Source organism: Niabella ginsenosidivorans, assembly GCF_001654455.1.
GTDB classification, from domain to species: Bacteria; Bacteroidota; Bacteroidia; order Chitinophagales; family Chitinophagaceae; genus Niabella; species Niabella ginsenosidivorans.
This window is the reverse complement of record NZ_CP015772.1, coordinates 155,998-182,070: the sequence shown is the minus strand read 5'-3', so window position 1 is coordinate 182,070 and position 26,073 is coordinate 155,998. Positions and strand designations below refer to the sequence as shown.

General features: G+C 45.2%; 27 protein-coding genes. 13 read left to right on the top strand and 14 right to left on the bottom strand.

The features are described from left to right. Window positions 1-51: 51 nt before the first annotated feature. The 3 genes from A8C56_RS00820 to A8C56_RS00810 form a co-directional block, all read right to left on the bottom strand. A complete protein-coding gene (locus A8C56_RS00820) occupies window positions 52-711 on the bottom strand; it encodes a phosphatidylserine decarboxylase family protein (RefSeq protein WP_067750823.1) in 660 nt (219 codons plus the stop codon). A gap of 55 nt (window positions 712-766) precedes the next feature. Continuing rightward, window positions 767-1,588 carry an energy transducer TonB gene (locus A8C56_RS00815; RefSeq protein ID WP_067750821.1) on the bottom strand — a complete coding sequence of 274 codons (822 nt, stop codon included), beginning with the start codon at window positions 1,586-1,588 and terminating at the stop codon, window positions 767-769. 90 nt (window positions 1,589-1,678) lie between these two features. Continuing rightward, on the bottom strand, window positions 1,679-2,254 hold the full coding sequence (locus tag A8C56_RS00810; protein WP_067750818.1) for an ExbD/TolR family protein: 576 nt from the start codon (window positions 2,252-2,254) through the stop codon (window positions 1,679-1,681). A gap of 98 nt (window positions 2,255-2,352) precedes the next feature. Here A8C56_RS00810 and A8C56_RS00805 point away from each other — a divergent pair, with 98 nt between their 5' ends. The 8 genes from A8C56_RS00805 (at window position 2,353) to A8C56_RS00770 (ending at window position 10,898) form a co-directional block, all read left to right on the top strand. Next, window positions 2,353-2,931, top strand: coding sequence for a pentapeptide repeat-containing protein (locus A8C56_RS00805; protein WP_067761398.1), 579 nt, complete (start codon window positions 2,353-2,355; stop codon window positions 2,929-2,931). A gap of 43 nt (window positions 2,932-2,974) precedes the next feature. Then, complete coding sequence (locus A8C56_RS00800; protein ID WP_067750816.1) at window positions 2,975-3,628, top strand: DinB family protein; 654 nt, start codon at window positions 2,975-2,977, stop codon at window positions 3,626-3,628. A 109-nt stretch (window positions 3,629-3,737) separates the two neighbouring features. Beyond that, complete coding sequence (locus A8C56_RS00795) at window positions 3,738-4,643, top strand: helix-turn-helix domain-containing protein (protein ID WP_067750813.1); 906 nt, start codon at window positions 3,738-3,740, stop codon at window positions 4,641-4,643. Window positions 4,644-4,724: 81 nt separating this feature from the next. Continuing rightward, complete coding sequence (locus A8C56_RS00790) at window positions 4,725-5,960, top strand: multidrug effflux MFS transporter (RefSeq protein WP_067750811.1); 1,236 nt, start codon at window positions 4,725-4,727, stop codon at window positions 5,958-5,960. Window positions 5,961-6,146: 186 nt separating this feature from the next. Continuing rightward, window positions 6,147-7,148: an aldo/keto reductase gene (locus A8C56_RS00785; RefSeq protein ID WP_067750808.1), complete on the top strand. Its 1,002-nt coding sequence runs from the start codon at window positions 6,147-6,149 to the stop codon at window positions 7,146-7,148. A gap of 66 nt (window positions 7,149-7,214) precedes the next feature. Next, complete coding sequence (locus tag A8C56_RS00780; protein ID WP_067750806.1) at window positions 7,215-7,832, top strand: hypothetical protein; 618 nt, start codon at window positions 7,215-7,217, stop codon at window positions 7,830-7,832. Window positions 7,833-7,871: 39 nt separating this feature from the next. Next, window positions 7,872-8,861, top strand: coding sequence for an MBL fold metallo-hydrolase (locus tag A8C56_RS00775; protein WP_067750803.1), 990 nt, complete (start codon window positions 7,872-7,874; stop codon window positions 8,859-8,861). Between the two features lie 87 nt (window positions 8,862-8,948). Beyond that, the gene (locus A8C56_RS00770) at window positions 8,949-10,898 is read left to right on the top strand and encodes a M1 family metallopeptidase (RefSeq protein ID WP_067761395.1); all 1,950 of its coding nucleotides are present in this window, start codon (window positions 8,949-8,951) and stop codon (window positions 10,896-10,898) included. A 121-nt stretch (window positions 10,899-11,019) separates the two neighbouring features. Here the strand turns inward: A8C56_RS00770 and A8C56_RS00765 are convergent, their stop codons facing one another. From A8C56_RS00765 to A8C56_RS24740, 5 genes are all read right to left on the bottom strand, one after another. After that, the gene (locus A8C56_RS00765; RefSeq protein WP_245645704.1) at window positions 11,020-11,766 is read right to left on the bottom strand and encodes a nucleotidyltransferase family protein; all 747 of its coding nucleotides are present in this window, start codon (window positions 11,764-11,766) and stop codon (window positions 11,020-11,022) included. 201 nt (window positions 11,767-11,967) lie between these two features. Next, complete coding sequence (locus A8C56_RS00760; protein WP_218917225.1) at window positions 11,968-12,255, bottom strand: four helix bundle protein; 288 nt, start codon at window positions 12,253-12,255, stop codon at window positions 11,968-11,970. 76 nt (window positions 12,256-12,331) lie between these two features. Then, window positions 12,332-13,789, bottom strand: coding sequence for a RapZ C-terminal domain-containing protein (locus tag A8C56_RS00755; RefSeq protein WP_067761389.1), 1,458 nt, complete (start codon window positions 13,787-13,789; stop codon window positions 12,332-12,334). 97 nt (window positions 13,790-13,886) lie between these two features. Further along, complete coding sequence (locus A8C56_RS24745; RefSeq protein WP_179946940.1) at window positions 13,887-14,081, bottom strand: hypothetical protein; 195 nt, start codon at window positions 14,079-14,081, stop codon at window positions 13,887-13,889. After that, on the bottom strand, window positions 14,069-14,359 hold the full coding sequence (locus A8C56_RS24740) for a hypothetical protein (RefSeq protein WP_071609306.1): 291 nt from the start codon (window positions 14,357-14,359) through the stop codon (window positions 14,069-14,071). Before A8C56_RS24740 ends, A8C56_RS24745 begins: the two co-directional genes overlap by 13 nt. Before the next feature lie 473 nt (window positions 14,360-14,832). Between A8C56_RS24740 and A8C56_RS00745 the strand changes: the two genes are divergently transcribed. Together A8C56_RS00745 and A8C56_RS00740 are read left to right on the top strand one after the other, a co-directional pair. Next, the gene (locus tag A8C56_RS00745) at window positions 14,833-15,378 is read left to right on the top strand and encodes a gamma carbonic anhydrase family protein (RefSeq protein WP_067750797.1); all 546 of its coding nucleotides are present in this window, start codon (window positions 14,833-14,835) and stop codon (window positions 15,376-15,378) included. 254 nt (window positions 15,379-15,632) lie between these two features. Then, on the top strand, window positions 15,633-16,844 hold the full coding sequence (locus A8C56_RS00740; RefSeq protein WP_067750795.1) for an ATP-binding protein: 1,212 nt from the start codon (window positions 15,633-15,635) through the stop codon (window positions 16,842-16,844). On the opposite strand, the gene rsgA is transcribed toward A8C56_RS00740, so the two are convergent. Both rsgA and A8C56_RS00730 read right to left on the bottom strand, forming a co-directional pair. After that, a complete protein-coding gene (gene rsgA, locus A8C56_RS00735; protein ID WP_067750792.1) occupies window positions 16,838-17,764 on the bottom strand; it encodes a ribosome small subunit-dependent GTPase A in 927 nt (308 codons plus the stop codon). The genes A8C56_RS00740 and rsgA overlap by 7 nt on opposite strands. Window positions 17,765-17,840: 76 nt before the next feature. Continuing rightward, window positions 17,841-18,647, bottom strand: coding sequence for a 2,3,4,5-tetrahydropyridine-2,6-dicarboxylate N-succinyltransferase (locus A8C56_RS00730; protein WP_218917224.1), 807 nt, complete (start codon window positions 18,645-18,647; stop codon window positions 17,841-17,843). Window positions 18,648-18,797: 150 nt separating this feature from the next. Here A8C56_RS00730 and A8C56_RS00725 point away from each other — a divergent pair, with 150 nt between their 5' ends. The 3 genes from A8C56_RS00725 to A8C56_RS00715 all read left to right on the top strand — a co-directional run bounded on the left by A8C56_RS00725 (window position 18,798) and on the right by A8C56_RS00715 (window position 22,169). Continuing rightward, complete coding sequence (locus tag A8C56_RS00725) at window positions 18,798-19,949, top strand: glycosyltransferase family 4 protein (protein WP_067750788.1); 1,152 nt, start codon at window positions 18,798-18,800, stop codon at window positions 19,947-19,949. Between the two features lie 80 nt (window positions 19,950-20,029). Further along, window positions 20,030-20,596, top strand: coding sequence for an L-threonylcarbamoyladenylate synthase (locus A8C56_RS00720; protein ID WP_067750786.1), 567 nt, complete (start codon window positions 20,030-20,032; stop codon window positions 20,594-20,596). A 157-nt stretch (window positions 20,597-20,753) separates the two neighbouring features. Beyond that, window positions 20,754-22,169, top strand: a complete 1,416-nt coding sequence (locus A8C56_RS00715; RefSeq protein ID WP_067750783.1) for a CCA tRNA nucleotidyltransferase — start codon at window positions 20,754-20,756, stop codon at window positions 22,167-22,169. Here the strand turns inward: A8C56_RS00715 and A8C56_RS00710 are convergent. The 4 genes from A8C56_RS00710 to A8C56_RS00695 form a co-directional block, all read right to left on the bottom strand. Further along, a complete protein-coding gene (locus A8C56_RS00710; RefSeq protein ID WP_067750780.1) occupies window positions 22,166-22,453 on the bottom strand; it encodes a hypothetical protein in 288 nt (95 codons plus the stop codon). The genes A8C56_RS00715 and A8C56_RS00710 overlap by 4 nt on opposite strands. Before the next feature lie 108 nt (window positions 22,454-22,561). Beyond that, a complete protein-coding gene (locus A8C56_RS00705; RefSeq protein WP_067750777.1) occupies window positions 22,562-23,434 on the bottom strand; it encodes a carbohydrate kinase family protein in 873 nt (290 codons plus the stop codon). A 70-nt stretch (window positions 23,435-23,504) separates the two neighbouring features. Continuing rightward, window positions 23,505-24,968, bottom strand: coding sequence for an alpha-L-fucosidase (locus A8C56_RS00700; protein ID WP_067761386.1), 1,464 nt, complete (start codon window positions 24,966-24,968; stop codon window positions 23,505-23,507). A gap of 30 nt (window positions 24,969-24,998) precedes the next feature. After that, the gene (locus A8C56_RS00695) at window positions 24,999-25,970 is read right to left on the bottom strand and encodes an aldo/keto reductase (RefSeq protein ID WP_067750774.1); all 972 of its coding nucleotides are present in this window, start codon (window positions 25,968-25,970) and stop codon (window positions 24,999-25,001) included. Between the last annotated feature and the right edge of the window lie 103 nt (window positions 25,971-26,073).

Here is a 26,073-nt window from a genome sequence, read left to right as displayed (position 1 = left end):
AAAGCCCGGCTGATGCCGGGCCTGTTTATTCTTCAAATAAGTTGATCAGGGCTACCATTGCGCAATAACCGTGACGCCACCAACCGCAATATCTCCGATCTTAACATTGATTCTGGCATCCAGGGGCAATAACAGGTCTACCCTTGACCCGAATTTAATAAAGCCCATTTCATCATTCTGCTTTACCCTATCCCCTACCTTATTGTAGTTTACAATCCGCTTGGCAAGCGCTCCGGCAATCTGCTTGGTCAGCACTTCCCTGCCGCTGCTATGCCGGTATACATTAGAATGCCGTTCATTTTCTGTGGATGATTTCGGATGCCAGGCCACCAGGTATTTCCCTTTATGATATTGATTATAAACGATTTCCCCATCTACCGGATTTCGGTTTACGTGCACATTCAGCGGGCTCATAAAAATAGAGACCTGAATGCGGCGGTCGTTAAAATATTCATCCGGCTGCACTTCTTCAATTACCACTACCTTACCATCGCAGGGTGCGGTAACGGCATGGGCATCAACAGTATAGTTCCTGTTGGGAATACGGAAAAAGGAAATGATCAGTCCATACACAATAAGCAGCGCCGTTTCCAGTATCCAGAAAATAACAGGGTAACTGTAAAACAGAAGATAGTACAACACAACACTCAGCATTAAAAACAGCAGGGTGCTAATGGTAATAGTGGCGGATCCTTCTTTATGTAAGGTCATCTACTTTGTTTTAGGCGGCAAAATTACGACAAAACCGCCAGGTTTTAACAGCTTATTACTGTTCTACAACCTGGAAAGTAATGGGTTGTTTCCGGTAGGCTTTTACAGGATACCCGTTCTGGATGGCGGGCTTCCATTTACCCGATTTTTGGATCACACGTATGGCTTCTTCGCTCATGCCATAACCCGGGTCTTTCAGCACTTTCATATCGCTTACCGTACCATCCACATCCACCACAAACTGCACCAGTACCTGGTAATTACCCGGAGCAGCACCATTGTCTACCGGCGTATCGCCCCGCAGGTTTGTAGTAAGAAAACGGATCCAATCGCCGGGGTACTTTGCTTCTACCTGAACAAACGTAGCTATATCGGGTTCCTTATCTTTTGTTTTCGTTTCTACTATTCCCCTGCCACCGTCCACATCACCTATAGGCGGTACTGCAATATTCCCTGTTTTATCGCCTTTTATATTTTCGATCCCGATCCTTACATCTGTAAGATCTTTTTGCGCGGGGGGAGGATCTGTCATCAGCTTATCCGGTGTGATTCTGGGGATCACAAATTTTTGGGTCTCAATTTTTTTAGGCTCCGACTGCTTTGGTGGTACCGGTACGGGCGGTTCCGTTTTTTGGGGTTCGTCAATTTTTTCAATAATAGTAACATCCGGGCCAATAACGGGCACTGCAGTTTTTTCAGGCTCCGGTTTTAATAAGGCAACACTTACAACTATGCCTATCAAAATACCTGTTGCAAGCAATGCTTTCAATAAGCGCCTGGAATAGGTAGTGCGTAATTCATACGCACCATACGCTTTGTTTTTTCCGTCAAAGACAATGTCAAGCAGACTGGAAGAAAGGATCTGTTTGGTTTCCATATTGTTTATTTTAGTTGTTAACGGACATAACGCTCCCCTGTTCCCCAAAATCAATTTTCAGGAAACCGTTCAATACTGTTACCGGTTCTGTCAGGGAATCAGTTGCTGTTCTTCTTTTTCGGGCGCCACCAGTGCATAGCGCGCAATCCGGTTAATGGACATTTCATCCAGCACATTTACAATGGTCTTATAATTAGCGTTTTTACCGGGTTTGATCAAAACCATCAGTTTATTTTGCCTGCAATCGTCTATGGATCGTTTTTCAGCTAACGCTTTTGCTTCACAGCCTGCATCGGGAACATAGGCGGCCATCACCTCTCTTTTTTTACGGATCAATGCTTTCCTCAGCTCTGTAAGCGAGCCATGGCTCAGGTTAGATGCATTGGCTGCTAAATTTCCTTCATAGTATGCAACGGCCCTGTTATTACCAACAAGAATGGTAAAAGCTCCGGAAACTGCCGTGTTAACGGGCGGCCCGTTTTTTGGCATAAACAGGTCCATTGTTGCCGGATCACTCATTGCTGAGGTATAAATAAAGAAGGTGATGAGCAAAAAGCCGAGGTCCACCATTGGTGTCATATCTATTCTAAGACCAGACCGGCTGAAAACCTTTCTCATACTGCGTTTATGGCTTACCAGCTGTATAGCCGTTTCCATGCTGTTCATAGTAAATGTGTATTTACCTATTAGATCCACTCAGTGATTATTTCCATAAAAATTTAAAAATACTTTCTTCAAAAACTATCTTTGGAAAAACAGAAAAGATGAGCACTTACTTTGAAGACCTGGTTTTTGAAAAGCAGGATTTCACCGGCCAGCTTTTTAAAGCAGGCGATTATGAAGGATGCCGCTTTATAAATTGTGATCTTTCAAAAGCAGCGCTGTCTTATACCAATTTTATAGATTGCCGGTTTGAAAACTGTAATTTAAGCAGCGCAGCTATTATAAAAACAAGTTTCCAGGATACCGGCTTTAGCAGCTGTAAAATGCTGGGCATGCATTTTGAGGATGCCAATACCTTTTTGTTTACACCTGCCTTCCGGGATTGCGTATTAACCCTTTGCTCTTTTTATGGGGTAAATATGAAACATGCTGCTTTTACCAACTGTATCCTTCATGAAGCAGATTTTGCTGATGCCGTTTGTACCGGTGTTGTTTTTGATAACTGTGACTTTCTGCATGCAAAATTTGAGAATACCCGCCTGGATCAGTCGGACCTCCGTACCTCTTTCAATTACTCAATCGACCCGGAACGCAACCTCATTAAAAAGGCCCGATTTTCATTTCCGGCTGCAGCGGGACTGCTGGATAGGTACGCGATCATTATTGATGGAATAACGTAACTTGTATTGCAAACAATTTCTACACCCATCCAAACACAAAAACATGCAAACACAAAGAAGAACATTTATAAAAAGCAGCATGGCCCTTTTTGCCAGCACTTTATTAACTCCCATCGCCGGTACTGCCACGTTTGAGGGTTCAGCAACAGATGAGGGTCTCTTTATGATCGGGCCGATAAAAGGTTATACACCGCAGATAGGCACGCTGGTTTCCATGCTCAACTACAACCGCTCTACAGTAGTAAAATCGGTTGAAAAATTATCCCGGAACCAGATTGACTTTTTGCTGGATGATCATGCCAATACCATTGCAGCGCTTGTAATGCACCTGGGTGCTGTGGACAAATTTTACCAGATCAATACCTTTGAAGGTCGGGAAGAATTTAACGACGAGGAAAAAAAGCTATGGCAGGCCCCGTTGGAGCTGGGCGCAAAGGGGCGAGCTGAAATAAGGGGCCATGATATACAGTATTACCTGGACCTGATTACGGAAGTACGCAATGAGACGCTGGAAGCCTTTAAAAAGAAAGATGACAAATGGCTGCTGGCCGTTGACCGCAAGTGGTCGCCCCCCAACCAGCCATTGAATACCTATTGGAAATGGTTCCATGTATGTGAGCATGAATCCAACCACCGCGGACAGATTGCTTTTTTAAAAAGCCGTCTGCCGGGTGCGAAACCCGCAGGAACGGAATAAAGTCCACAATCTCCCGAACAGGATAAAGCTCGTTACTATAATTTTTAGACTGATGGGCTTAAAAGCTTGCAGATAAGATCATTTTATTTGAATTGTGTAATTTTAACCCATGAATAAAACAGAAACCGTTGAGGATTTTTATAAAAGGGTAAATGAACAGCTGCCTAAACACTCTCTGCAAAATGCAGGTCTGGGGCATTTTAATATTTTTTCAAGAGACTCCTGTTCTGCCGTAACCAGCTACTCCCGGCGCGATTTTTATAAGGTATCCTATATCATTGGAACCGGCAAATTACATTATGCCAATGAGTGGATCTATATTGACCGCCCGGCATTGATGTTCTCCAACCCTATGATCCCATATTCCTGGGAAGCGGAATCTGCCGAACAAAAAGGCTGGTTCTGCCTGTTTACAGAAGATTTTATTTTGCAGGATAAACGGGTAACCAGCCTGCAGGATACCCCGCTTTTTAAAACCGGAGCCCGCCCTGTTTATTTTTTGAATGAGCAGCAACAACAGGAAATAAGCACCATCTTCCGCAAAATGGAGCAGGAAATGCAGTCGGATTATATGCACAAATTCAGTATGCTGCGCAATTACCTGCATCTGGTTATTCATGAGGCCATGAAATGGTGCGTGGCCGATACCTTTGAAAAAAGCACCAATGCCGGCGCCCGTATCACCAATCTGTTCCTGGAACTGCTGGAACGGCAGTTCCCGATTGATGAACCGGACCGGATAGTGCAACTGCGCACCCCACAGCATTATGCGCGGCACCTTTCTGTGCATGTAAACCACTTAAACCGCTCCGTAAAGGAGGCTACCGGTAAAACCACCTCTGCCCATATCTCTGACCGCATTTTAAAGGAGGCCCGGGCGCTGCTGCTGCATTCGGACTGGAATGTTTCGGAAATAGCGTACAGCCTTGGTTTTGAATACCCGGCGCATTTTACCAATTTTTATAAGAAAAAAACCGGTCAAAGCCCTGCGGCCCTCCGGAAATCAATTGTTTGATTTTTGTAAGTATTGGTTTGATCAGCGTAACACGGAATCCTGTCCGGCCATCTAATTTTGTTGACCTAAAAAGTGAACGCTATGTCTGATGCAGTAATCTTGCAAAAACAACGATGGGTAGAAGTAAAAAAGTTACAGGAGAAAAATAAGCGCATTGCTACTTTTATATCTTTTTTATTGATCCCTTTATCCGGCTTGATTACGGATATCTATATTCCTTCCCTGCCGCATATGGCAGCAGACCTGCAACAACGGGAAGGAGCCATTCAATTGACTCTTACCCTATTCCTGGTAAGTTATGGGCTGGCACAGTTTATTACGGGCAGTCTTATTGATAGTTTTGGAAGGTTCCGGCTTACGCTTGTTTCCCTGGCGGTTTTTATCATCAGCAATTTTGTGATCATTTATACCCGGCAAATAGAAGTGATCTACGCCATGCGTATTGTGCAGGGCATTACCACGGGCTTTATTGTAGTGGCCAAACGCGCATTTTTTGTGGACGTATATGAGGGGGATGAACGCAAACATTATCTCAGCCTGATGTCTATCGTATGGTCTTCCGCGCCGGTAATAGCACCATTCATCGGGGGTTACCTGCAGCAGTATTTTAACTGGCAGGCCAACTTTTATGTGCTGGCCATTTATGGAAGCATGATGTTATTGCTGGAGTGGGTATTCTCCGGAGAAACCGTACCCGTTTTCCGGTCTTTTAAATGGCGCGTCATCATCAGGGATTATCAATACATGTTAAGCAACCGGAGGTTTTTATACGGGCTGTTTATCTGCGGACTGTGTTATGGCACTACCATGATCTTTGGTCTTGCCGGCGCTTTTATTATTGAGCATCAAATGCATTACTCACCCGTGGTAGCAGGATATGCAGCATTGGTGATGGGCCTGGCCTGGATGAGCGGAGGCTTTTTAGGGAAAGCAACCCTGCATAAACCATTTTTGCCCAAGCTACGGCTAAGCAATGCGGTACAATTATTGATTACATTAGTAATGATCGGAAGCGTAGGTATTCTACAGAATATTTACACATTGATTGTATTTGCATTTCTTATACATGCCTGTGTAGGATTCATCTTCAACAATTATTTTGCCTATTGCCTGGGGCGTTTTCCGCAAATGGCCGGTTTGGCAAGCGGCCTCGCCGGGGGCACTAATTTTATCCTTACTGCTGTTGCAAGCTATGCGGTGGTGGGCACCCTGCATCCGGGATCACAGATGGTGTTGGGCTGGGGCTACCTGGCAATGGGCGTCCTTTCATTTTTCATCCTGCAGTTCTTATTAAAGCACCAAGCAAAGCAGCAATAGGCATTTACTTTAGCTCTTTTTTATTGGGTCAGCAGCAGTAATGCTATCAGCTTTCTTGCCACGCTCGCTTGTACCTGTGTGCATACAGCAGCAATGATTCATGGATCATAGCAGAAGGCCATGAACTATGAACCATCAACTATGGGCTATTATTTCAAATTATCATCAAACTAAAAAATAAGAATTATGAAATACAGAACATTAGGACAAACAGGAGAACAGTTATCCGCAATAGGATTAGGCTGTATGGGCATGAGTTTTGCCTATGGCCCTACTGATGATGCGGAAAGCATTGCCACCTTGCATAAAGCCCTGGACCTGGGGATTAATTTCTGGGATACGGCAGATATGTATGCCAATGGAGCCAATGAAGAGCTGGTATCAAAAGTATTGGTGCCTAACAGGGATAAAGTATTTATTGCCACCAAATTTGGTTTTCGCTTTAAAGACGGTGTTGCCGGCCCGAGCAGCAGCGCCGGAACTTATTTTGATGGCCGGCCGGAGTGGCTGAAACAGGCGGTGGATAAGAGTTTGCAGCGCTTAAAAATAGATACCATCGATCTGTATTATGCACACAGGATCGACCCGAACGTGCCCGTGGAGGAAATGGTGGGGGCCATGGCCGACTTGGTAAAGCAGGGAAAAGTACGCTACCTGGGGTTGAGTGAAGCCTCTGCCGCATCCATCCGTAAGGCACATGCGGTGCATCCTATTGCCGCTTTGCAAAGCGAATATTCTTTGCTGAGCCGAGATGTGGAAGGAGAGATCCTCGATACCGTAAGGGAACTGGGCATCAGTCTGGTACCTTATTCACCCCTTGCACGCGGGCTGGTTACCAATACGCTCAATACGGAAACACTGGCAGCGGACGACTTCAGGAGAACTTTACCGCGTTACCAGGAAGATGTGGCTGAAAACAACAACCAACTGGTGGGCGGGTTTGCAGCCCTGGCAGCCGGAAAACAATGCACACCCGCGCAGCTGGCCCTGGCATGGGTACTGGCCCGGGGGGAAGACATCATTCCCATTCCCGGTACCAAGAAAAGGAAGTACCTGGAAGAAAATGCTGTCGCCGTTGACGTGGTATTAACACAAAGCGACCTTGATGCTATTGAGGCTCTGCTAAAAAAATACCCCAATACCGGTGCCCGTTATAGCGAGGGGGCTATGAAACTGGTGAATCATTAGGTCTTCGTAAAATCTATAAGGTCTTGAAGACCTTATAGATTTATAAAGATTTTCTTAACTTTAAACATGCCTGATCAACACCCACCATTAATTGAAAATAATTGCTATCACCTGTTCAACCGGGCTGTTGGAAGTGAAAAATTATTTCTTTCAAAAGAAAACTACCGGTATTTCCTCAGGAAAATGGAGCAGCATATTTTGCCGGTCGCAGATATTTACGCATATAGCCTGCTTCCCAATCATTTTCACCTTTTGGTAAGGATAAAAATACAAAAACAGCTTGAAGACTTCTATTACCAGAAAAAAGAAACAATTTTTGATCCGTTAAAGGATGATATGCCCCGGTTTGTAATGCAGCAATTCAGCAACTGGTTAAATGGGTACACAAAGGCATTTAATAAAATGTATTCCAGGATGGGTGGGCTGTTTATGGATCATATGAAAAGATCCAGGGCAGAAAAGGAGTCATCGGTCAATAACTTTATTTTCTACATTCATAAAAACGCCGTGCACCACGGCCTTACAAAGTATATCGGAGCCTGGGAATTTGATAGTTATCCTTCGCTGGTAAACGGCCAGCCTACTTTTTTAAAAAGAGATGAAGTAATACAATGGTTCGGTTCTGTAGAAGCTTTTGTGAAGTTTCACCAGCAGGTTATAAAGTTGAAAAATAAAGACCTATAAGATTTTTGAAACCCTATAGGTCTGTTAAACAAAATAATTATGAACAGAAGAAGAATGTTAAGCAGCATGACGTTTGCCGGCCTGGCAGCGTCATTGCCTTTTGGAAAATTATCCGCAGCAACAAAAAAAGAAGCGGCAAAAGAGGAAATAGCAGGCGGATTTAAAAAATTACAGATAGGCGACCTGGAGCTCTATGTGTTAACAGACGGATTCCTGCAGGACAAAAGCACCCACTTTGCGCCCCGCGCAGATATTGCCGCTTTAAGGCAGTTACTGGCAGAGCACTTCCGCAGCACAGAGCACATTGATATGGCCATGAATGTGCCCTTAATAAAAACAAAGGACCGGCTCATATTGCTGGACACCGGCATGGGCATCTTTGCTGATGATAATACCGGCCTGTTATTAAAAAGCCTGGGAGCAGCCGGCTTTTCTCCGGACCAGATTACTGATGTGTTTATTTCCCATGCACACCCGGATCATATCGGTGGCGTTATAAATGAGCAGGACCAGCTGGTGTTCCCTAATGCAAAGATCTTTATTGCTAAAACGGAGCATGATTTTTGGATGAAAGCGACATTGGCGGATTTTAACAACAGTGCCTTAAAGAAAGAACCGGAATTTTTAAATATGTTTATTCCGAAGGTACAGCACCTGCTCACTACCATAAAGCCGCTGCTGAATTATTACGATTTTGAAAAGCCGTTGTATGGTACCTTTAGCTTTCAGCTGGCACCGGGGCATACACCCGGGCTCACATTAACCACTATTCAATCGGGTAATAAAAGGCTGCTGTACGTGGCAGACCTGGTACATTCAGATATTTTATTATTCCCGCACCCGGAATGGGGCTTCTCTGGCGATACAGATCTGGACCTGGCTATAGCCTCAAGAAAAAAGATAATGGAGCAACTGGCTGTAACAAAGACCCGCGCACTGGGCTATCATCTTAGCTGGCCGGGTGTTGGCTATACCCGCAAGGATGGAACCGCATTTACCTGGGTGGCAGAAGCCTACAGCAGGCCTTAAAAATAAAAAATACAGGTCGTTTCAGGCAGGTTTGTTGAAACACTTTTGTTATTTTCATTACATTCACTCAATAAATGAGAAATGAAAATGAAAAAAGGCGGATTATTTATTGTAGTAAGTATTTTTTCTGTGGCTGTTTTTGCCCAGTCGAAGTACAGTAATACAGAAGCGTTTGCACCTTTCTTTTACCCTTCTGCGGGAAATGAATACAGGAGCGCTGCCGGTGAGCCGGGCCCAAAATACTGGCAGAACCGGGCAGATTATAACATTACCAGCACGCTGGATACTACCAGTCATACGGTTACGGCAAAAGTGGAAATTTTATACACCAACAACAGCCCGGATAACCTGAAGTTTTTATGGCTGCAAACAGATCAGAACATTTATCGTAAAGACTCACGCGCCACGGCAACCACAACCGCTGCCGGTGGCCGCTGGGCCAACTCCACCTTTACAGAGGGCGATGTTATTTCCTCAATAAGCATTGAAGAGGGGGGCAAAAAATATACACCACAGTACAATACAGCAGACACACGCACACAGGTATGGTTGAATAACCCGTTAAAAGCAGGAGGTGGAAAGCTAAAGCTGACGATCGAATATTCTTTTAAAGTGCCTGAATACGGGAGCGACCGTATGGGGCGGCTGAATACCCGGAACGGGTGGATCTATGAAATAGCGCAATGGTTTCCGCGCATGGCGGTATATGACGATGTACAGGGCTGGAACCTGCTTCCCTACCTGGGCCAGGGAGAGTTCTACCTGGAATACGGGGATATTAATTTTAGCGTAACAGCCCCAGCAAACATGATCATTGTCGGTTCCGGGGAGTTGCTGAATCCGGCTGAATGCTTTACGGCAGAAGAAACAAAACGTTATGCAGCAGCAAAGAACAGTGATCAAACAGTAATGATCCGCAGCGCGGACGAAATCGGCAAAAGCGGCGTCAGCGCAAAAAAAGGCACTACTACCTGGCGGTTTAAAATACAAAATGCAAGGGATGTGGCCTGGGGCGCTTCAAAAGCTTTTGTGCTGGATGGTGCAAAGATCAATTTGCCCAGCGGTAAAAAATCGCTCGCGCTGAGCGCTTATCCGGTGGAAAGCATGGGAACAAACGGCTGGCAGCGCAGTACGGAAATGGTAAAAGGAGCTATAGAGTTCTACTCAAAAAAACTGTTTGAATTTCCTTACCCGGCAGCTACCAATGTGGCCGGCACTGTAGGCGGAATGGAGTACCCCGGCATTGTTTTTTGCAGCTACAAATCAATGGGAGCAGACCTTTGGGGCGTAACGGATCATGAATTCGGGCATACCTGGTTCCCGATGATCGTTGGCAGCAATGAGCGCAAATATGCATGGATGGACGAAGGTTTTAATACATTTATTAATGATCTTTCTACAGAAGCGTTCAATAACGGGGAGTTTAAACAGCAAAGCTTTTTTGGAGATCCTACCAATGAGCAAATGGTACGCATGGTTTTTAATGATAAAATGGACATTATGCTGACAGAGCCGGATGTGATCCAGCAGATGAGTTTAGGTGTGGCAGCTTACCTGAAGCCCTCACTCATGCTGCACGCCTTAAGAAATGCTGTATTGGGTGAAAAACGCTTTGATGCAGCGTTCCGGGAGTACATCAGTCGCTGGGCCTTTAAGCATCCCACACCCTGGGACTTTTTCCGCACTATGGAAAATGTAGGTGGCGAAGATCTTGCCTGGTTCTGGAGGGGCTGGGTGTTTAACGACTGGAAGATAGACCAGGCCGTGCAGGGAGTAAAGTATAAAAACAGTGTGCCTGCCAATGGCGCTACGATTACTATAGAAAACCTGCAGCAAATGCCTATGCCCGTAACGGTGCTTATAAAGGAAAGCAATGGAAAGGAGCAAACGATAAACCTTCCGGTAGAAATATGGCAGCGCAGCGCTATCTATAGTTTTGATGTGCCCACCACCTCCCCTATCAGTTCGGTAACCATTGACCCCAATAAAAAAATGTACGACTGGGACCGCTCCAATAATACATGGACAGGTAAATAGTAGGGCTTGCGATAAAAGGAAAAATAATGAAAGAATATGCTGATAAACAAAGTATTCTATTTTCTGCCTTTTTATGAAACAAACGTGTAAAATAAATTTTTAAGGCGACAACAACTGACGATTATGGAAACAGTTGCTCTGCCGGCGCCACGCTTTCGGGCCTGCCCACATCTATCCAACGGTCAGCCTGGTGCCGGAACCCTTTTATGATGTGGGTTTTGGCCAGGTGCAGGTATAAGTCTATCAGCGAAAATTTGCCGGTAAACGGAATGTGGCTGAACACCTCATACTCAAAAACCACTACACAGTCGTATGATCTTTGAATGAGCGTAGCGCCCCGGCGGGCTATTTTTTCCTCTCCCGTGGCAATATTCCTCCAACCGCAGAGCGTGTCGTTTTCATCAAATAACAGGTAACGGGAGGTTTTACGCTCACCTACCGCCAGGGAAATTAATGGCTTGTTGGCCTCATGAAAGTCGATCAGCCGGTTAATGTCCAGGTCGGTAAGAATATCTGCGTTACAGGTAATAAATTTTTCACCCGGCTTAAATAAAGGTTTTGCTTTTAACAAGCCACCACCGGTTTCCAGCACCGCATCGGTTTCATCGCTGATCGCAATTTCACTGTCCCAGCCCTTGTTTTTTTCAATAGCTTCAATGATCTGGTCAGCAAAATGATGCACATTTACGATCACATGCCTGATGCCGTATTGTTGCAGGTACTCCACATTCCGCTGTAATAAACTTTTCCCGTTGATCACTGCCAATGCCTTGGGATGCTTATCCGTCCAGGGTTTAAAGCGGGTACCCAGGCCGGCACAGAAGATCATGCCCTGGGGAGCATCCATTGTCCATTGTTCATTGTCCATAGTTTTGAATTCAAATAATTGATCTATTAAAGTGCGTCTCTGAAACCAGAAATCATTTCACACGCTACATCCTATTCCGTATAAAATTTGTGTTACTTTTTTTAGAAAAGTCTATACTAACCAGCCCATAGCCCATTGCTGCATCGAATCTCTTAAACTGGTAATCATTTTACAAAGAAGCTCGTGCTCATCGTAGTATTTCTATTTTACATCTTCTGTTATATAATTTCTCATCCCTGCCAGGAGCAAAGCGCTAACCACTTCAACCGCTGAACGTAAGGCAAGCCCTAAAAAACTTTTAAACTCCGGTGTGGGCTGCCCTGTAGAACCCTCTGCTATATTTAAAACAACAGAATCAGCAGCTCTTTTTATTTGTAAAGAAAGAGTAAATTTTTCCTCAACCGGAAACTCTTTTGTAAGCAGGTCGATTTCATTTGATAAAGCGGCTGCAATCAGCCATACTTTTAAACTTTCAAATTTGAATGCCATAACTGAAATTTATCCAGTGAGAAATCATACCTGAAACATTTTTTCGGCAACTGCTCTATGAACCATTGAGCGTGGACTATTGCCCCGTGTTTACCCACTCTCTCGCGTCCTGTACCCAATGGTTCAGCTCTACCTTTACCCTGAACTTATTTTTTAAATGCCGGGTTAGTGCATCTGCGGCATATACACTGCGGTGCTGACCGCCCGTGCAGCCGAAGCTTACCGTCAGGCTGCTGAAGTTCCGCTTTATAAAATCTTCTACCGTTATATCTACCACATCAAAAACACTATGCAAAAATTCCGGCATTCTGGTTTGCTGCTCCAGGTACTGGATCACTTCTTTATCCCGGCCCGTTTTTGTTTTCATGCTTTCCATACGTCCCGGGTTTAAAATACCACGACAGTCAAACACGAACCCGCCGCCATTCTCGTTATCTGTTACCGGTAACCCCTTCTTAAATGAGAAGCTGGAAACCTTTACTACCAGCGGTGTTTTGTCCGTTGCCTGTACCGGTGTAAACTGTTGTATGATTGCATCATCAATGCATAATTGCAAAACCTTATCAAACTCTGGCACTGAAATACCCATTGCATTCCTTGTAATAAAAGACTTCAAATTTCTTAATGCCAGGGGGATGCTGGTTAAAAAATGAGCCTTTCGCTCAAACAACCCACGGAAGCCATAGGCACCCAGCACCTGCAGCAAACGGATCAGTACATACCCATTGTACTGGCTTACAAATACAGCCCGGTTCAAAGGCTTTTCCAGCAAGGGCTCCAGGCCATCCATATAATCCATCAGCAGGTTTTCTTTCCAGCTTTCAGACAGGTTGGCCCTTGCCTGCCATAATAAAGAAGCCACATCATACTGCGGGGCACCTTTCATGCCGCCCTGGTAATCGATAAAATGAACAGAGTCATCTTCCATTACCTGTATATTGCGGCTCTGAAAATCGCGCATCATAAAGAACTTATAATCCGTATGCGTCAGGTAGGTGCTCAGCGCTTCAAAATCATCAATGAGCGCCTGTTTGTCATAAGGCTTACGCAGCGCATCTAAAAAGTAATACTTAAAATAAAGCAGATCAGCCATGATGGCCTGCTTGCCAAACTCTTTATTGGTTAGGCATTTGTCATAGTCAAGCCCCTGATCACCTAATACCTGAACCCGTGCCAGCTCGTGCAGGCTCTTTTTATACAGTTGGTATACTACATCTGTTTCCCCGTCTTTTTCAAGATGATTGATCAGAGATACCGTGCCAAAGTCTTCCTGTAAATAATACGCGCGGTCATCACTAATAGCCAGGATCCTGGCTACCGGCAGGTGTTTTTTCTGGAAGGCATCTGAAAAGTAAAAGAAAGACTCATTTTCTTTGATATTGGCGCCATAGGTTCCGATGGTAGACCGACCATCTTTCCAGATACGGAAATAGCGCCGCTCACTGCCGGCCTGCTGTAAAATATCGATGGTGTCGGGTGCATGGCCGCTCCATTTTATAAATAGGTCTGTAATTTGGTCCAATTTATCCTGCATCGGACAAAAATAACCAAATCGGATTATGAATACTGCTTTTTTGAAGAAGGAATTGCCACCGGCGTGCCTGGTACTGCAGCTTGCCGCCCGTAACAGGTTACCAGCTTCCACTGGCGCCTCCGCCCCCGCTGCTGCCACCGCCACCGGAAAAGCTACTGCTGTCGCTGCTCTTTTGAGCCGATATGATTTTGCCGGAACATTGCTGTGGCGTAGTCTCAACAGACCGGCTGCCTGTTGTAAGTACCCTCATCACCACTACCTGCCTGCCCGTACTTTGCTCTATTGCATACAACTGATCATTGAGGCTCTTTTTTCTGTTTCTGACAATGTATGGGTAAGATCCGTTGTGCGGGTAGTAATCTTTACGGTTTCCTGTGCATTCGTTTGTGCTGTAGTAAGCAATACAAGCATCCATACAAAGTGAAGACAAACGAATTTCAGGGAACGGTTAGCCGTAACAAATACATGCATGTTATTATTTAGCGTGTTTCGTATTGAAATGAATTTTATAAAAATGGGCAGGTTAAAGTTAATAATGATCTGCACACGCAGCAAGACAATACAGCTCATTTTTTTGTGATGGAGCGGCACCGCAGTTCGTAAAAATACTATTACCGTCAACTTATGGCCCAAGCTTACGGCGCTCAGCTTTTATTACGGTTAGCTTAACAACGAACTGAGGTTCTTTGCTAACACATCCGCCCGGGGCTACGCCTCAGTACTCATCATGATAGTAATTCCTAAACAATATGCTGCCGCTCTTTTCAGGCCCAAAGGCCATCGGCCTGATTCATGGAACGGGCTGACCAAAAAGCCCTAAAGAACCCCCTATGGAACTCTGAGTGTCATCGGCCTGCTTACCGGATCAGGCATGCACGATGCTTTTCTTTGGCCTCAGGAAATGTTCCTGACAGCAATACCCAAAAATCGTGCTTCCGCCCTTAAATTAACGGCTATGGTAAGAATACAAACCGTAAAAATGTTATACACTCTTTAGCAAAAGCCCGGTCTAATTTTTGTATCTTAGCTTTAAATGATCTTTTATGGCAGTAATATTACCGGTAGAAGGGAAACACCCGCAAATAGGCAACAATTGTTTTATAGCGCCCAACGCTACAATAGTTGGAGACGTTATTGCAGGGGATGATTGCAGCTTCTGGTTCAATACCGTGGTGCGCGGAGATGTAAACTCCATAAGAATAGGCAACAAAGTAAATGTGCAGGATGGCGTGGTCATTCATTGTACTTACCAGAAAACCAGCACTACCATCGGGAACAATGTTTCAATAGGGCACAATGCAGTAGTACATGGCTGTACTATCCATGACAATGTGCTGGTGGGTATGGGTGCCATTATTATGGACAACGCTGTAGTTCATAATGATTGTATTATTGCCGCAGGTGCGCTGGTACTGGAAGGAACCGTTTGCAATGCCGGTGGCGTTTATGCCGGCCGGCCGGCACAAAGGATAAAAGATATTTCAGCCGACCTGCTAAATGGAGAAATTAACCGCATTGCCAACAATTACGTAAAATACGCCAGTTGGTTCCATGATGCGAACGAAGCTGAGCAATATGCTGAGAAATAATATCCACATAAAATTCTGCTGAACTCTTTATAATTTCTGGCAGTCTGCTTCTATGCAGGTAGTATCCGGGTTGCCCTGTACCCGCTAATTATGGACCACGCTTTTCACCCTTCCATCCAGTATTATACTCATTATCAATATATTAATGGAATCACAATCTTATTATTTGATATTAAAAAACAATATTTTTCATTACTAAAAAATAATATTATTGTTTAGTAACAAATAATATTTTTTTTGCACTAAAAGACAGGATGCTTTTACAAAGCCAGATAGCAGAAGTGATCCAATCGCAGGCAGCAAACTTTCTAGGAAAGCATACAGGCCTTGAGCGTGAAATATTACCCCAATTACCGGTACCCAACCGGCATACCTTGATCATTACCGGTATCCGGCGTTGCGGAAAAAGCACTTTGTTGCTGCAATTGTTGAAGAATTGTTTTGATACTGCTTTTTATCTTCATTTTGAAGATCCACGCCTGGCAGGTTTCGAGAAAAATGATTTTGCAAGACTGGAAAGTGAAATAAAAAAACGGAAGCCTGAAGTATTGTTTTTTGATGAGATCCAGATCATGGATCAATGGGAGTTCTTTATAAGACACCTGCTGGATCAGCACTATAAAATAGTGATCACCGGCTCCAATGCTACCTTGCTAAGCCGTGAACTGGGTACCCGGCTCACAGGCCGTCATTTATCTGTAGAACTTTTTCCTTTCTCCTATAATGAATTTTTAGCGTTCAAAAAACTAAAGAATACGATAGGGTCTTCCAGGCAATATCTTTTGCAGGGCGGTTTTCCGGAATATATAAAAGCTGCCAACGGCTTTATCCTGAATCAGCTCCTGGAAGATATTCTATACCGTGATATTGCTGTGAGATATGGAGTAAGGGATGTACGATCTTTGAAACAACTGGCCGTATATCTTATATCCAATATTGGCAAACCCGTGTCTGCCAATAATCTGAAAAGCCTGTTCGCTATAAAGGCAACCAGCACTATTCTTGAATATTTTTCCTACCTGGAAAATGCTTATATAGTGCAATTCCTGCCTATGTTCAGCCATTCCGTTAAAAAACAGGTACGGAATATGAAAAAGGTATATACAATAGACCCGGGAATGTTTACAGAAAACTCCATTGTGTTTACCGATGAGAATGGAAGAAGTCTGGAGAACGCTGTATACCTTCACTTACGTAGAAAATATAAAGAACTTTATTATTTCACTGAAAAAGGTGAGTGTGACTTTATAGCGATGGAGAAGGGTAGACCTAAAGAGGTTATTCAGGCTTGCTATGAATTAAATGCAGATAACCTGGAGCGGGAAACAGCAGGGTTGACAACGGCCCTGGATTTCTTTAATATAAAGAAGGGAAAGATCGTCACTGTTAATCAAACAGACACCATCAATAACAATGGCAAAAGCATAGAAGTAGTGTCTTTAGCCGACTTTTTAACAGATCAGTAATTTTTATTTCCGATGCTTTCAAAAATGTTAAGGTAGCTGATGTAGCGCTCCTCATAGATCTCCCCATTTGCTACTGCAGCTTTTATGGCACAATCCGGCTCATTAATATGTGTGCAGTTGTTATAACGGCAATGTTCTAACCGTGCACGCATTTCGGGGAAATAATGGGATAACTCTTCTTTGTCCAGGTTGGTAATGGCCAGTTCGCGGATGCCGGGTGTATCAATGATTCGTCCACTGCCGGGCAGGTCGTACATGGTGGCAAACGTGGTGGTGTGCATTCCTTTTCCGCTCCAGCCGCTTACATCCTGCGTTTTAATGGCTTCGTCCGGTAACAGGGCATTGATCAAGGAAGATTTTCCTACCCCGCTATGGCCGCTGATCAGCGTGGTCTTGTTTTGCAATAATTCCCGCAATGCTTCTACCCCCTGCGTCTTTTCTACGCTTACCGCATATATGCCATAACCCAGCGAGGTATACATGGCAGATAGTGCTTCAAAACGGTGCCACTCTTTTTCCCGGTAAATATCTGTTTTATTAAACAACACCACAGCCGGTACATGGTACATTTCACAAACCACTAAAAAGCGATCAATAAAGCCTTGTGAGGTGCGTGGCTCTTTTAATGTAGCGATCAGCACAGACTGATCCAGATTTGCAGCAATAATGTGCTGCTGGTGTTTCATACGCGGCGACTGCCGGTTAATATAATTATTCCGTGGAAAAATTTCTGTGATTATAGCGGTGGCTTCCCCGCTTTCTTCCTGCTCAATATTTACCCAATCGCCTACGGCCAATGGGTTGGTACTGGTAATACCATCAATTTTAAAAACGCCCTTTATACGGGCATTATGAAACTTACCCGTTATATCCTTAACGGTGTACCAGCTACCGGTTGATTTATAGACTACCGCTTTCAAGAATTGAGCATTGAGCTATCAGATTTGAGACCTGGTTTAACAGGATCCGCAAACCATATTTTGAAATACCGCGGTGCTATACGCTTATTTTAAAGTCGCGCAAAGCATCGTTCAGGCTGGTTTTCAGATCCGTGCTTGCTTTTCGTTTGCCAATGATCAATGCACAGTTTACATGGTATTCACCAGCGGGAAATTTCTTGGCATAGGATCCGGGAATAACCACACTCCTTGCCGGTACCCTGCCCTTACCTTCAATGGGAATGCTGCCGCTTACATCAATGATCTTGGTACTTTGTGTAAGCACTACATTTGCCCCCAGCACGGCTTCTTTTTCCACGATCACGCCTTCTACCACTATAGAACGGCTGCCCAGGAAACACCCGTCTTCAATAATAACCGGGCTTGCCTGTAACGGCTCCAGCACCCCTCCAACACCAACGCCACCGCTAAGATGCACATTTTTACCGATCTGTGCGCAGCTGCCCACAGTAGCCCAGGTGTCTACCATTGTTCCTTCTCCCACATACGCCCCGATATTTACATAAGAGGGCATCAGTACCACATTGGGAGCCAGGTAGGCGCCATAACGCGCAACTGCATGCGGTACGGCACGCACACCAATATCCCTGTAATTCTTTTTCAGCAGCATTTTATCATAGAACTCAAAGGGCGGCACATCCCAGGTCTGCATTTTCTGTATACCAAAATACAACAGAATGGCCTGCTTCACCCATTCATTTACTTTCCACTTTCTGCCTTCCGGCTGCGCAACACGCAACTCACCTTTGTCCAGAGCGGCAATTACATCATGCACCGCTTTTTCATACTTTCTGGTTTTCAGCAATTCCCTGTCGGCCCAGGCTGCTTTTATTAACTCTTCCATGGCGATCTTTGTGCTTTTGTGCCGCCAAAGTTAACAGAATGATATGAGAATTGAGAATTGAGATCTGAGAATCGGGCCATAAGATTGAATTATAAGATTCAAACCAGCCCCTGTTTGTAAATTGTCTTAATTTCCTGCAACTTTGCGGCTATGAACATCGGGTTTGATGCCAAAAGGGCCTATCATAACAATACAGGACTGGGATTCTTCAGCAGGGTACTGATCAGTCTGTTGGCCGGGCATTATCCTGAAAATGAGTACTACCTGTTCAATCCGAGACCAGGCAGGTCTTTTCATCCCAACCAGGAAAATATCCATGAGATATTACCAGCAGGCGCACTGCATCAAATGCTGAGCGCTGTCTGGAGAAGCCGGTGGGTAACCAAAGACCTGGTACAGCGCAAAATAGACCTGTACCACGGCCTGAGCCATGAAATTCCGGTGGGAATGCCCAAAACAGGCATTCCTTCTGTGGTAACCATGCACGATCTGTTCCCCGAAATTTACCCGCACCAGTACAAGCCGATCGACACAAGGATTTACCGCGCCAAATCGAGATACGCCTGTAGCCATGCTACCAAGATCATGGCTATCAGTGAGGAAACCAAACAGCATATTATGCAGATCTATGGTATCCCTGCTGAAAAAATCGCAGTCATTTATCAAAGCTGCGCCCCGGCATTTATGATACAGGAACCGGAAGAGCAAAAGGAGGTTGTGCGCCGGAAATACCATTTGCCGGATGCCTTTTTTCTGCATGTGGGCACTATCATTGAACGCAAAAACCTGCTGAACATCTGCAAAGCCATGCAGCTGATCAGGGATGAGATCCCTGTTCCGTTGGTTGTAGTAGGCAATGACGGCGGGTTTAAGGAAAAAGTACAGGTCTATTTAAAAACGATGCAACTGGAAGACCGGGTGCTGTTCCTGTCGGAACAACTGGAAAGCGCAGGTAAAAAACCCTTTGTTGCAACGGACGAGCTGCCTGCCTTATACCAGCTGGCAACGGCCATGATCTATCCTTCCTACTTTGAAGGCTTTGGCATGCCCATTATTGAAGCAATGGCCGGAGGCGTGCCCGTGGTTACGTCTACCACCTCCTGCCTGCCGGAAATAGCCGGTGGCGCTGCCTGGCTGGCCAACCCGGACAGTCCGGAAGAAATGGCAACCGGCCTTAGAAAAATTTATTCCGACCCGGCATTTGCAGCCGGAATGCGCACAAAAGGGATGGAAAATGCCCGACGTTTTTTACCGGAAGTATATGCAAGGGAAGTGATGGAGCTGTATCGTTCTATTGTATAAACAGGATACAGCCCTTTTGGATGAATATTTTTAAAAGAACTCATGATCCGGCCTTTCAATCTATAAATTAAAGAAAAACAATGACTGATTTTGAACAGGATCTAAAGGCAGCAGTTGATACAATACGGAACGGAGGCGTGATCCTTTATCCTACAGATACCGTGTGGGGACTGGGATGCGATGCAACCAATGCGGAAGCAGTGGCAAGAATCTATGCTATAAAAAAAAGGGACGACAGCAAGGCGTTGATTGTACTGGCGGCTACGGAACGGGAGGTGCTGCAGTACACGGCGGCTGTAGATCTGAGCCTGTTTGATTACCTGGAAACGGCTGAGCGCCCTACAACGGTGATCTATGAACACGGGATCGGGTTTGCAGAAAACCTGACAGCAGCAGATGGCAGCATTGCGATCCGTATCTGTAAAGATGATTTCTGCCGTTCGCTGATCAAACGTTTTGGGAAGCCCATTGTTTCTACCTCTGCAAATATTTCCGGTGAACCAACCCCTGCCCGCTTTAACGCCATCACGGCTGCCATAAAAAACCAGGCAGATTATATTGTACAATACCGGCAGGATGATCGCACACCTCATCAGCCCTCTTCCATTATCCGCTGGAAAGATGGACAGGTGGAAGTGATCCGGTAGAAATAAAGAATGTAAAATATAAAATAATAAATCCAGAAGTACGTTCATTGTTAAGCAGGTTTATCCAAGCACTGAAGGCTGACTACTGATAACTGATCACTAACTACTGAAACCTGATTACTGAAATCTCAAATCTCAAACTATCTTTGCCCGTTACATGGATATTCATTTAGATAAGAAAGAGCAGGAAATTATTGACAAGGTAGCCCTTGCAGCACAGGAGCTGAGGCAGGAAAGCTACCTGGTAGGCGGCTTTGTGCGCGATAAATTATTAGACCGGCCCACCAAAGACGCAGATATCGTTACTGTTGGCGATGGCATTGAGCTGGCAAAGGCCGTGGCAGAACGATTTCATCCCAAACCGGAGGTGAACTATTTTAAGAATTTTGGTACGGCGCATATTCATACACAGAAGTTTGATATTGAGTTTGTAGGTGCCCGGAGAGAAAGCTACCGGCAGCACAGCCGGAAGCCGGAAGTAAGCCCCGGAACACTGGAAGATGATCAGAACCGCAGGGATTTTACCATTAACGCAATGGCCATCAGTCTGAACAAAAAAGACTTCGGCAAACTGCTGGATCCGTTTAACGGTCAGCAACATCTTCAGGAAAAAAAGATCATCACTCCGTTGGAACCAGGGCAAACCTTCAGCGATGATCCCCTGCGTATGCTGCGCGCCATTCGGTTTGCCACGCAACTGGACTTTTCTATTGAAGAAAATACGCTGGCATCCATTACAGAAAATAAAGAGCGTATCCGGATCATTTCGCAGGAGCGTATTACAGAGGAGCTCAACAAGATCATCTTATCACCCAAACCCTCCATTGGCTTTGACCTGCTGTATAAAACAGGGCTGCTGAAGATCATATTTCCTAAAATGGTGGAGCTGTCCGGTGCTGAATTTAAAGAGGGTATTGGCCATAAGGATAACTTTTATCACACCCTGCAGGTTTTAGATAACATTGCCGCTACCAGCAATGACCTTTGGCTGCGCTGGGCTGCAATCCTGCATGACATTGCAAAGCCTGCTACCAAACGTTTTGAAGAAGGCACAGGATGGACCTTTCATGGTCATGAGGTAGTAGGCGGGCGTATGGTTCCCAAAATTTTTGCGCAACTGAAATTGCCGATGAATGAAAAAATGCGTTTTGTAAAAAAGCTGGTAGAACTGCACCTGCGCCCCATCAGCCTGACAAAAGAAAACATAACCGACTCTGCTATCCGGCGGTTGTTATTTGATGCCGGTGAAGATTTTGAAGCATTGATGCTGCTTTGTGAGGCCGACATCACCAGCAAGAATAAAAAGAAGGTGCAGCGTTTCCTGGAAAATTTTAAAATGGTACGTGAGCGCAGCAGGGAGGTGGAAGAAAAAGACCAGATCCGCAGCTGGCAGCCACCGGTTGACGGGTTGGAGATCATGCAGCTCTTTAACCTGCCGCCTTCAAAACCTGTAGGCATTTTAAAGGATTCGTTAAAAGATGCTATCCTTGACGGGGAAATTCCCAATACAAGGGCAGCAGCGCTGGAATACCTGAAACAAAAAGCAAAAGAGCTGAATATACCGGGTGCCTAACACCAAAGATGTATCAGCAGTTCCAGTTCCTCTCCTATTGATTTTTCGGGCATCTTTGTTCCGGCCTTCTGATACCAGTAATCAGCATTCCAGGCATCACCTTCGATCCGGTGCACATACGCATGTAAACGATCAAAATCCGTTTCACCTTCATGATCCTGTGCAATGGTATGCGCCTCCTGCCAGTTGCCCTTTGCAATATGCCAGAGCCCCAGTTGCAGTTCACTTAACCCTGCCGGCGGTACATTAGCCTGTAAGGAGTCCTTAAATTCGCTATAAGACATTTTTGATTTATTTCTGTTATACTTTAGAGCCACAAAATATGTACCCGAATCAGCAATCGTTTTAACGGATTGAAAATGAGTTTATCTCCTGGCGCTCATGCGCAGGCCTCAAACAAAAACAGATGCGCTGTCATACTCCGGGCAGGCTCCTTTTTGCGTTGCCACAAATGCGCCCAGTTTACAGGCAAATTCCAATATGGCGGCCGTGTCGGCTTTTTTCTGCAATTGCGATAAAAATCCTGCAAGGAACGCATCACCGCTTCCAACAGTATCCACTACTTTCACCTGAAAGCCCGGGTGCTCATAAAACCTGCCATCAGAAAAACAGACCGCTCCTTCGGCACCCCGGGTAACAACAATATCATTGATTGCATACCGTTTTCCCAGGGCTGCAGCCTGCTCCTTTAAGGGCCCTGTGAATGCATACCATCCGCAGATCAGCTCCATTTCGTTCTCATTCAGCTTCAGGATCGTGGCCTCTTTCAACAGCGCTTCAATTGTTTCCTGTTTAAAATGCGGCGGCCTTAAATTAATGTCCAGCACTTTTGTCTTTGCCAGGGGCAGTAATTCAAACAATGCGTTTCTTGAATGTTCATTGCGCACTGCAAGGCTTCCAAAGATCAGCAATTCAGCAGCGGCCACTTTTTCTTTTGCCGGTTCCGTAGCATCAATAAAATCCCAGGCCACAGGAAAAACAATATCATATTGCATTTCATAGTTATCGCCGGGAGTAGCTATAACTTTTCCGGTAGCATGTTCCGGATCGGTCTGTATCAATGTCGTGTCCACATGATGCTCATCCAGGAAATGCACCAGTTGTTCCCCGTCCCTGTCATTTCCTTTTTTTGAGATCAGGCCTGCGGATATCTTTAACTGATTTAAATGATACGCTACATTCATAGGCGCGCCGCCGGGCTCTGTACCAGTGGGCAACACGTCCCAGAGTATTTCTCCAAAACAGATTGCTGTATGTTGTGTCATGCGTTTCCTTATTGCTGTTTAAAATTCAGTGAACCAGAAAGACCTTATACTACCAGCCATCGCCTTTTATCTAATACACTTCAAAATTTGAGATCACCGGTGCCGCTTTGGAATCCGTAATGTTCACGCGTACTTTATTGGTCTTTACCGGATCAATTCTTAAAATGCGCTTATACCCGATCGTTGTTTCATCAGCCGCTTTTTTCCAGCTGCCATTTTCAAAAACTTCAACGGTAAAGCTTTTTACCCGCTGACCCAGTGGAATGTATTCCTGCAGCAATATATAGCTGATTGTTTGCGGCGCGGGCAGCGTTGCTTCAAAACCCGCTGTGGTAACACCGTCATCCGTAGCCCAATAGGTATTGGCATTGCCGTCAACCATTTTTGCTCCTTCATAGGTTGCTGCATTTCCTCTTGTGTTTGTGGTGCTTACCTTTATATTTTTTGCAAGATTATGGCCCAGCCGTTCATCCAGTAACTTTCTGAACCCAAGGAGCGCTTTTACATCCTCCGCATGAAATGCACCATTCCTGTCGGGCGGAATATTCAGCAGCAGGTTAGAGCCACGCCCTACAGAAGAAAGATAAATATCAAACAGCTGCTGCGGGGTTTTTACTTTTCCATCTTCAGAAGCATGATAAAACCAGCCCGGCCGTATGGATACATCCACTTCTGCCGGGATCCAACGGGAACCATCTTCTGAGCCACTGTTGAGCAGCGCATCAATTCCCGGTTTCCCTGCGTACAAAGTATCGGGTGTAATCGTATTCCAGTTCGTCCGGCCGGCAATACCCCGTTCATTACCTACCCAGCGGATATCCGGACCGGCATCACTAAAGAACAATACATTGGGTTGTATGCTTCGTACCATCTTCAATGTGGCCGGCCAGTCGTAATAGGTGGCTCCATTGATCTTTCGCTTTTCATTTTTACCCCCGTAATAACCGTCACCACCATTGGCGCCATCAAACCACATTTCAAAAATGGGGCCGTAACCCGTAAACAGCTCTTTTAACTGGTTGCGGTAGTAGGTAATATAGGAAGGCGTTCCGTAGTCAGCCCGGTTACGGTCCCAGGGCGACAAATAAACGCCAAATTTCAGTCCTGCTTTTGCTGCGGCATCGCTGGCTTCTTTTACAATATCCCCTTTGCCGTTTTTCCAGGGACTGTTCTTAACAGAATGCTCCGTATACCTGCTGGGCCACAGCGCAAACCCATCATGATGCTTGGTGGTAAGGATCATGGCTTTAAACCCTGTTTGCTTCAGTACGGAAGCCCATTGGTCTGCATCCACCTTTGTGGGATTAAACACTTTGGGATCCTCATCTCCATACCCCCATTCCTTATCCGTAAACGTATTGGTAGTAAAATGGATAAATGCGTACATTTCCAACCGGTGCCAGGCCAACTGATTGGCTGAGGGCACAGGGCCTACCGGTGCCGGCGGTGTTATTTTTTGTGCCCCGGCAGCCAGTGTAATGCCTGCAGCTACGCTCAGCAATAATTTCTTAATTTTTTGATTCGATAACTTCATATTACAGCAATAAAGTTTTTCAATATGCAATTATTCCGCCAGCCATTTTTCAATCTGCTGCAGATCAGAGCCGGACAACTGTAACTGCATTGCCTTTGCGTTCTCTATAGCCTGTTTGGCATTCCGGGCTCCCGCTAATGCGGCAGCAACCTTTGGCTGGTGAAAGACCCATGCCAGGGCCAGTTGCGCTGTTGTAGCATTATATCCTGCCGCCATTTCGGCAAGGTGATCGGTCAGTTTGGCTACCTTGTTCATATCAAACTGTTTAAAATAGCTGTTCCTGTGATCATCTTCATGCAGCTTATAGGAACTGTTGTATTTACCCGTCAGCAACCCGCGCTCCATAGGGCTGTAAGCAATAATGGAAAGATTATGCTGCTGCGCGTAAGGCGTTAGATCCTGTTCAATTTTCCTTTTAAGCATACTATAGGGAACCTGATCAGATGCCAGTCGCACCGTTCTTTCAGCCTCTTCCAGTTGTGTGCTGTTATAGTTGCAAACGCCAATGGCTTTTACCTTACCCTCATCCAGCATTTTCTGCATGGCTTCCATTGTTTCCCGGATAGGAGTCGTACTGTCCGGCCAGTGGAGCTGGATCAGGTCAATATAATCTGTTTGCAGACGTTTTAAACTGGCCTCTATTTCCTTTATAGCATTTTCATAACCGCCATACCGGTAAATCCTTCTTATAACACCATTATTATCTTTACGCTCAAAGGCAAAATCACCTTTTTCCTGATCCCAGACCATGCCGAATTTCGTCAGTAGCTGCAGGGAACTGCGTTCATACCCTTTTATGGCTTTTCCTACCAGTTCCTCGCTATACCCCATTCCGTAAACAGGAGCCGTATCGATGGAAGTAATGCCATTATCAATAGACGTTTTTATGGCGGCCAGCGAATCTGCCTCGTCATTGCCGCCCCACATGGCACCCCCGATAGCCCATGCACCCAGTGTTACCGCCGTTACGGTAACATCACTGGTACCCAGTTTGTTTCTCATACTATTCATCTTACATTTTTTATAAAAACAGGTTACGATATCAACCGCTGGAAGATACAACCATTTTTACAGAAATTACCCGGCGGGAGGGCGGAATTCAGAA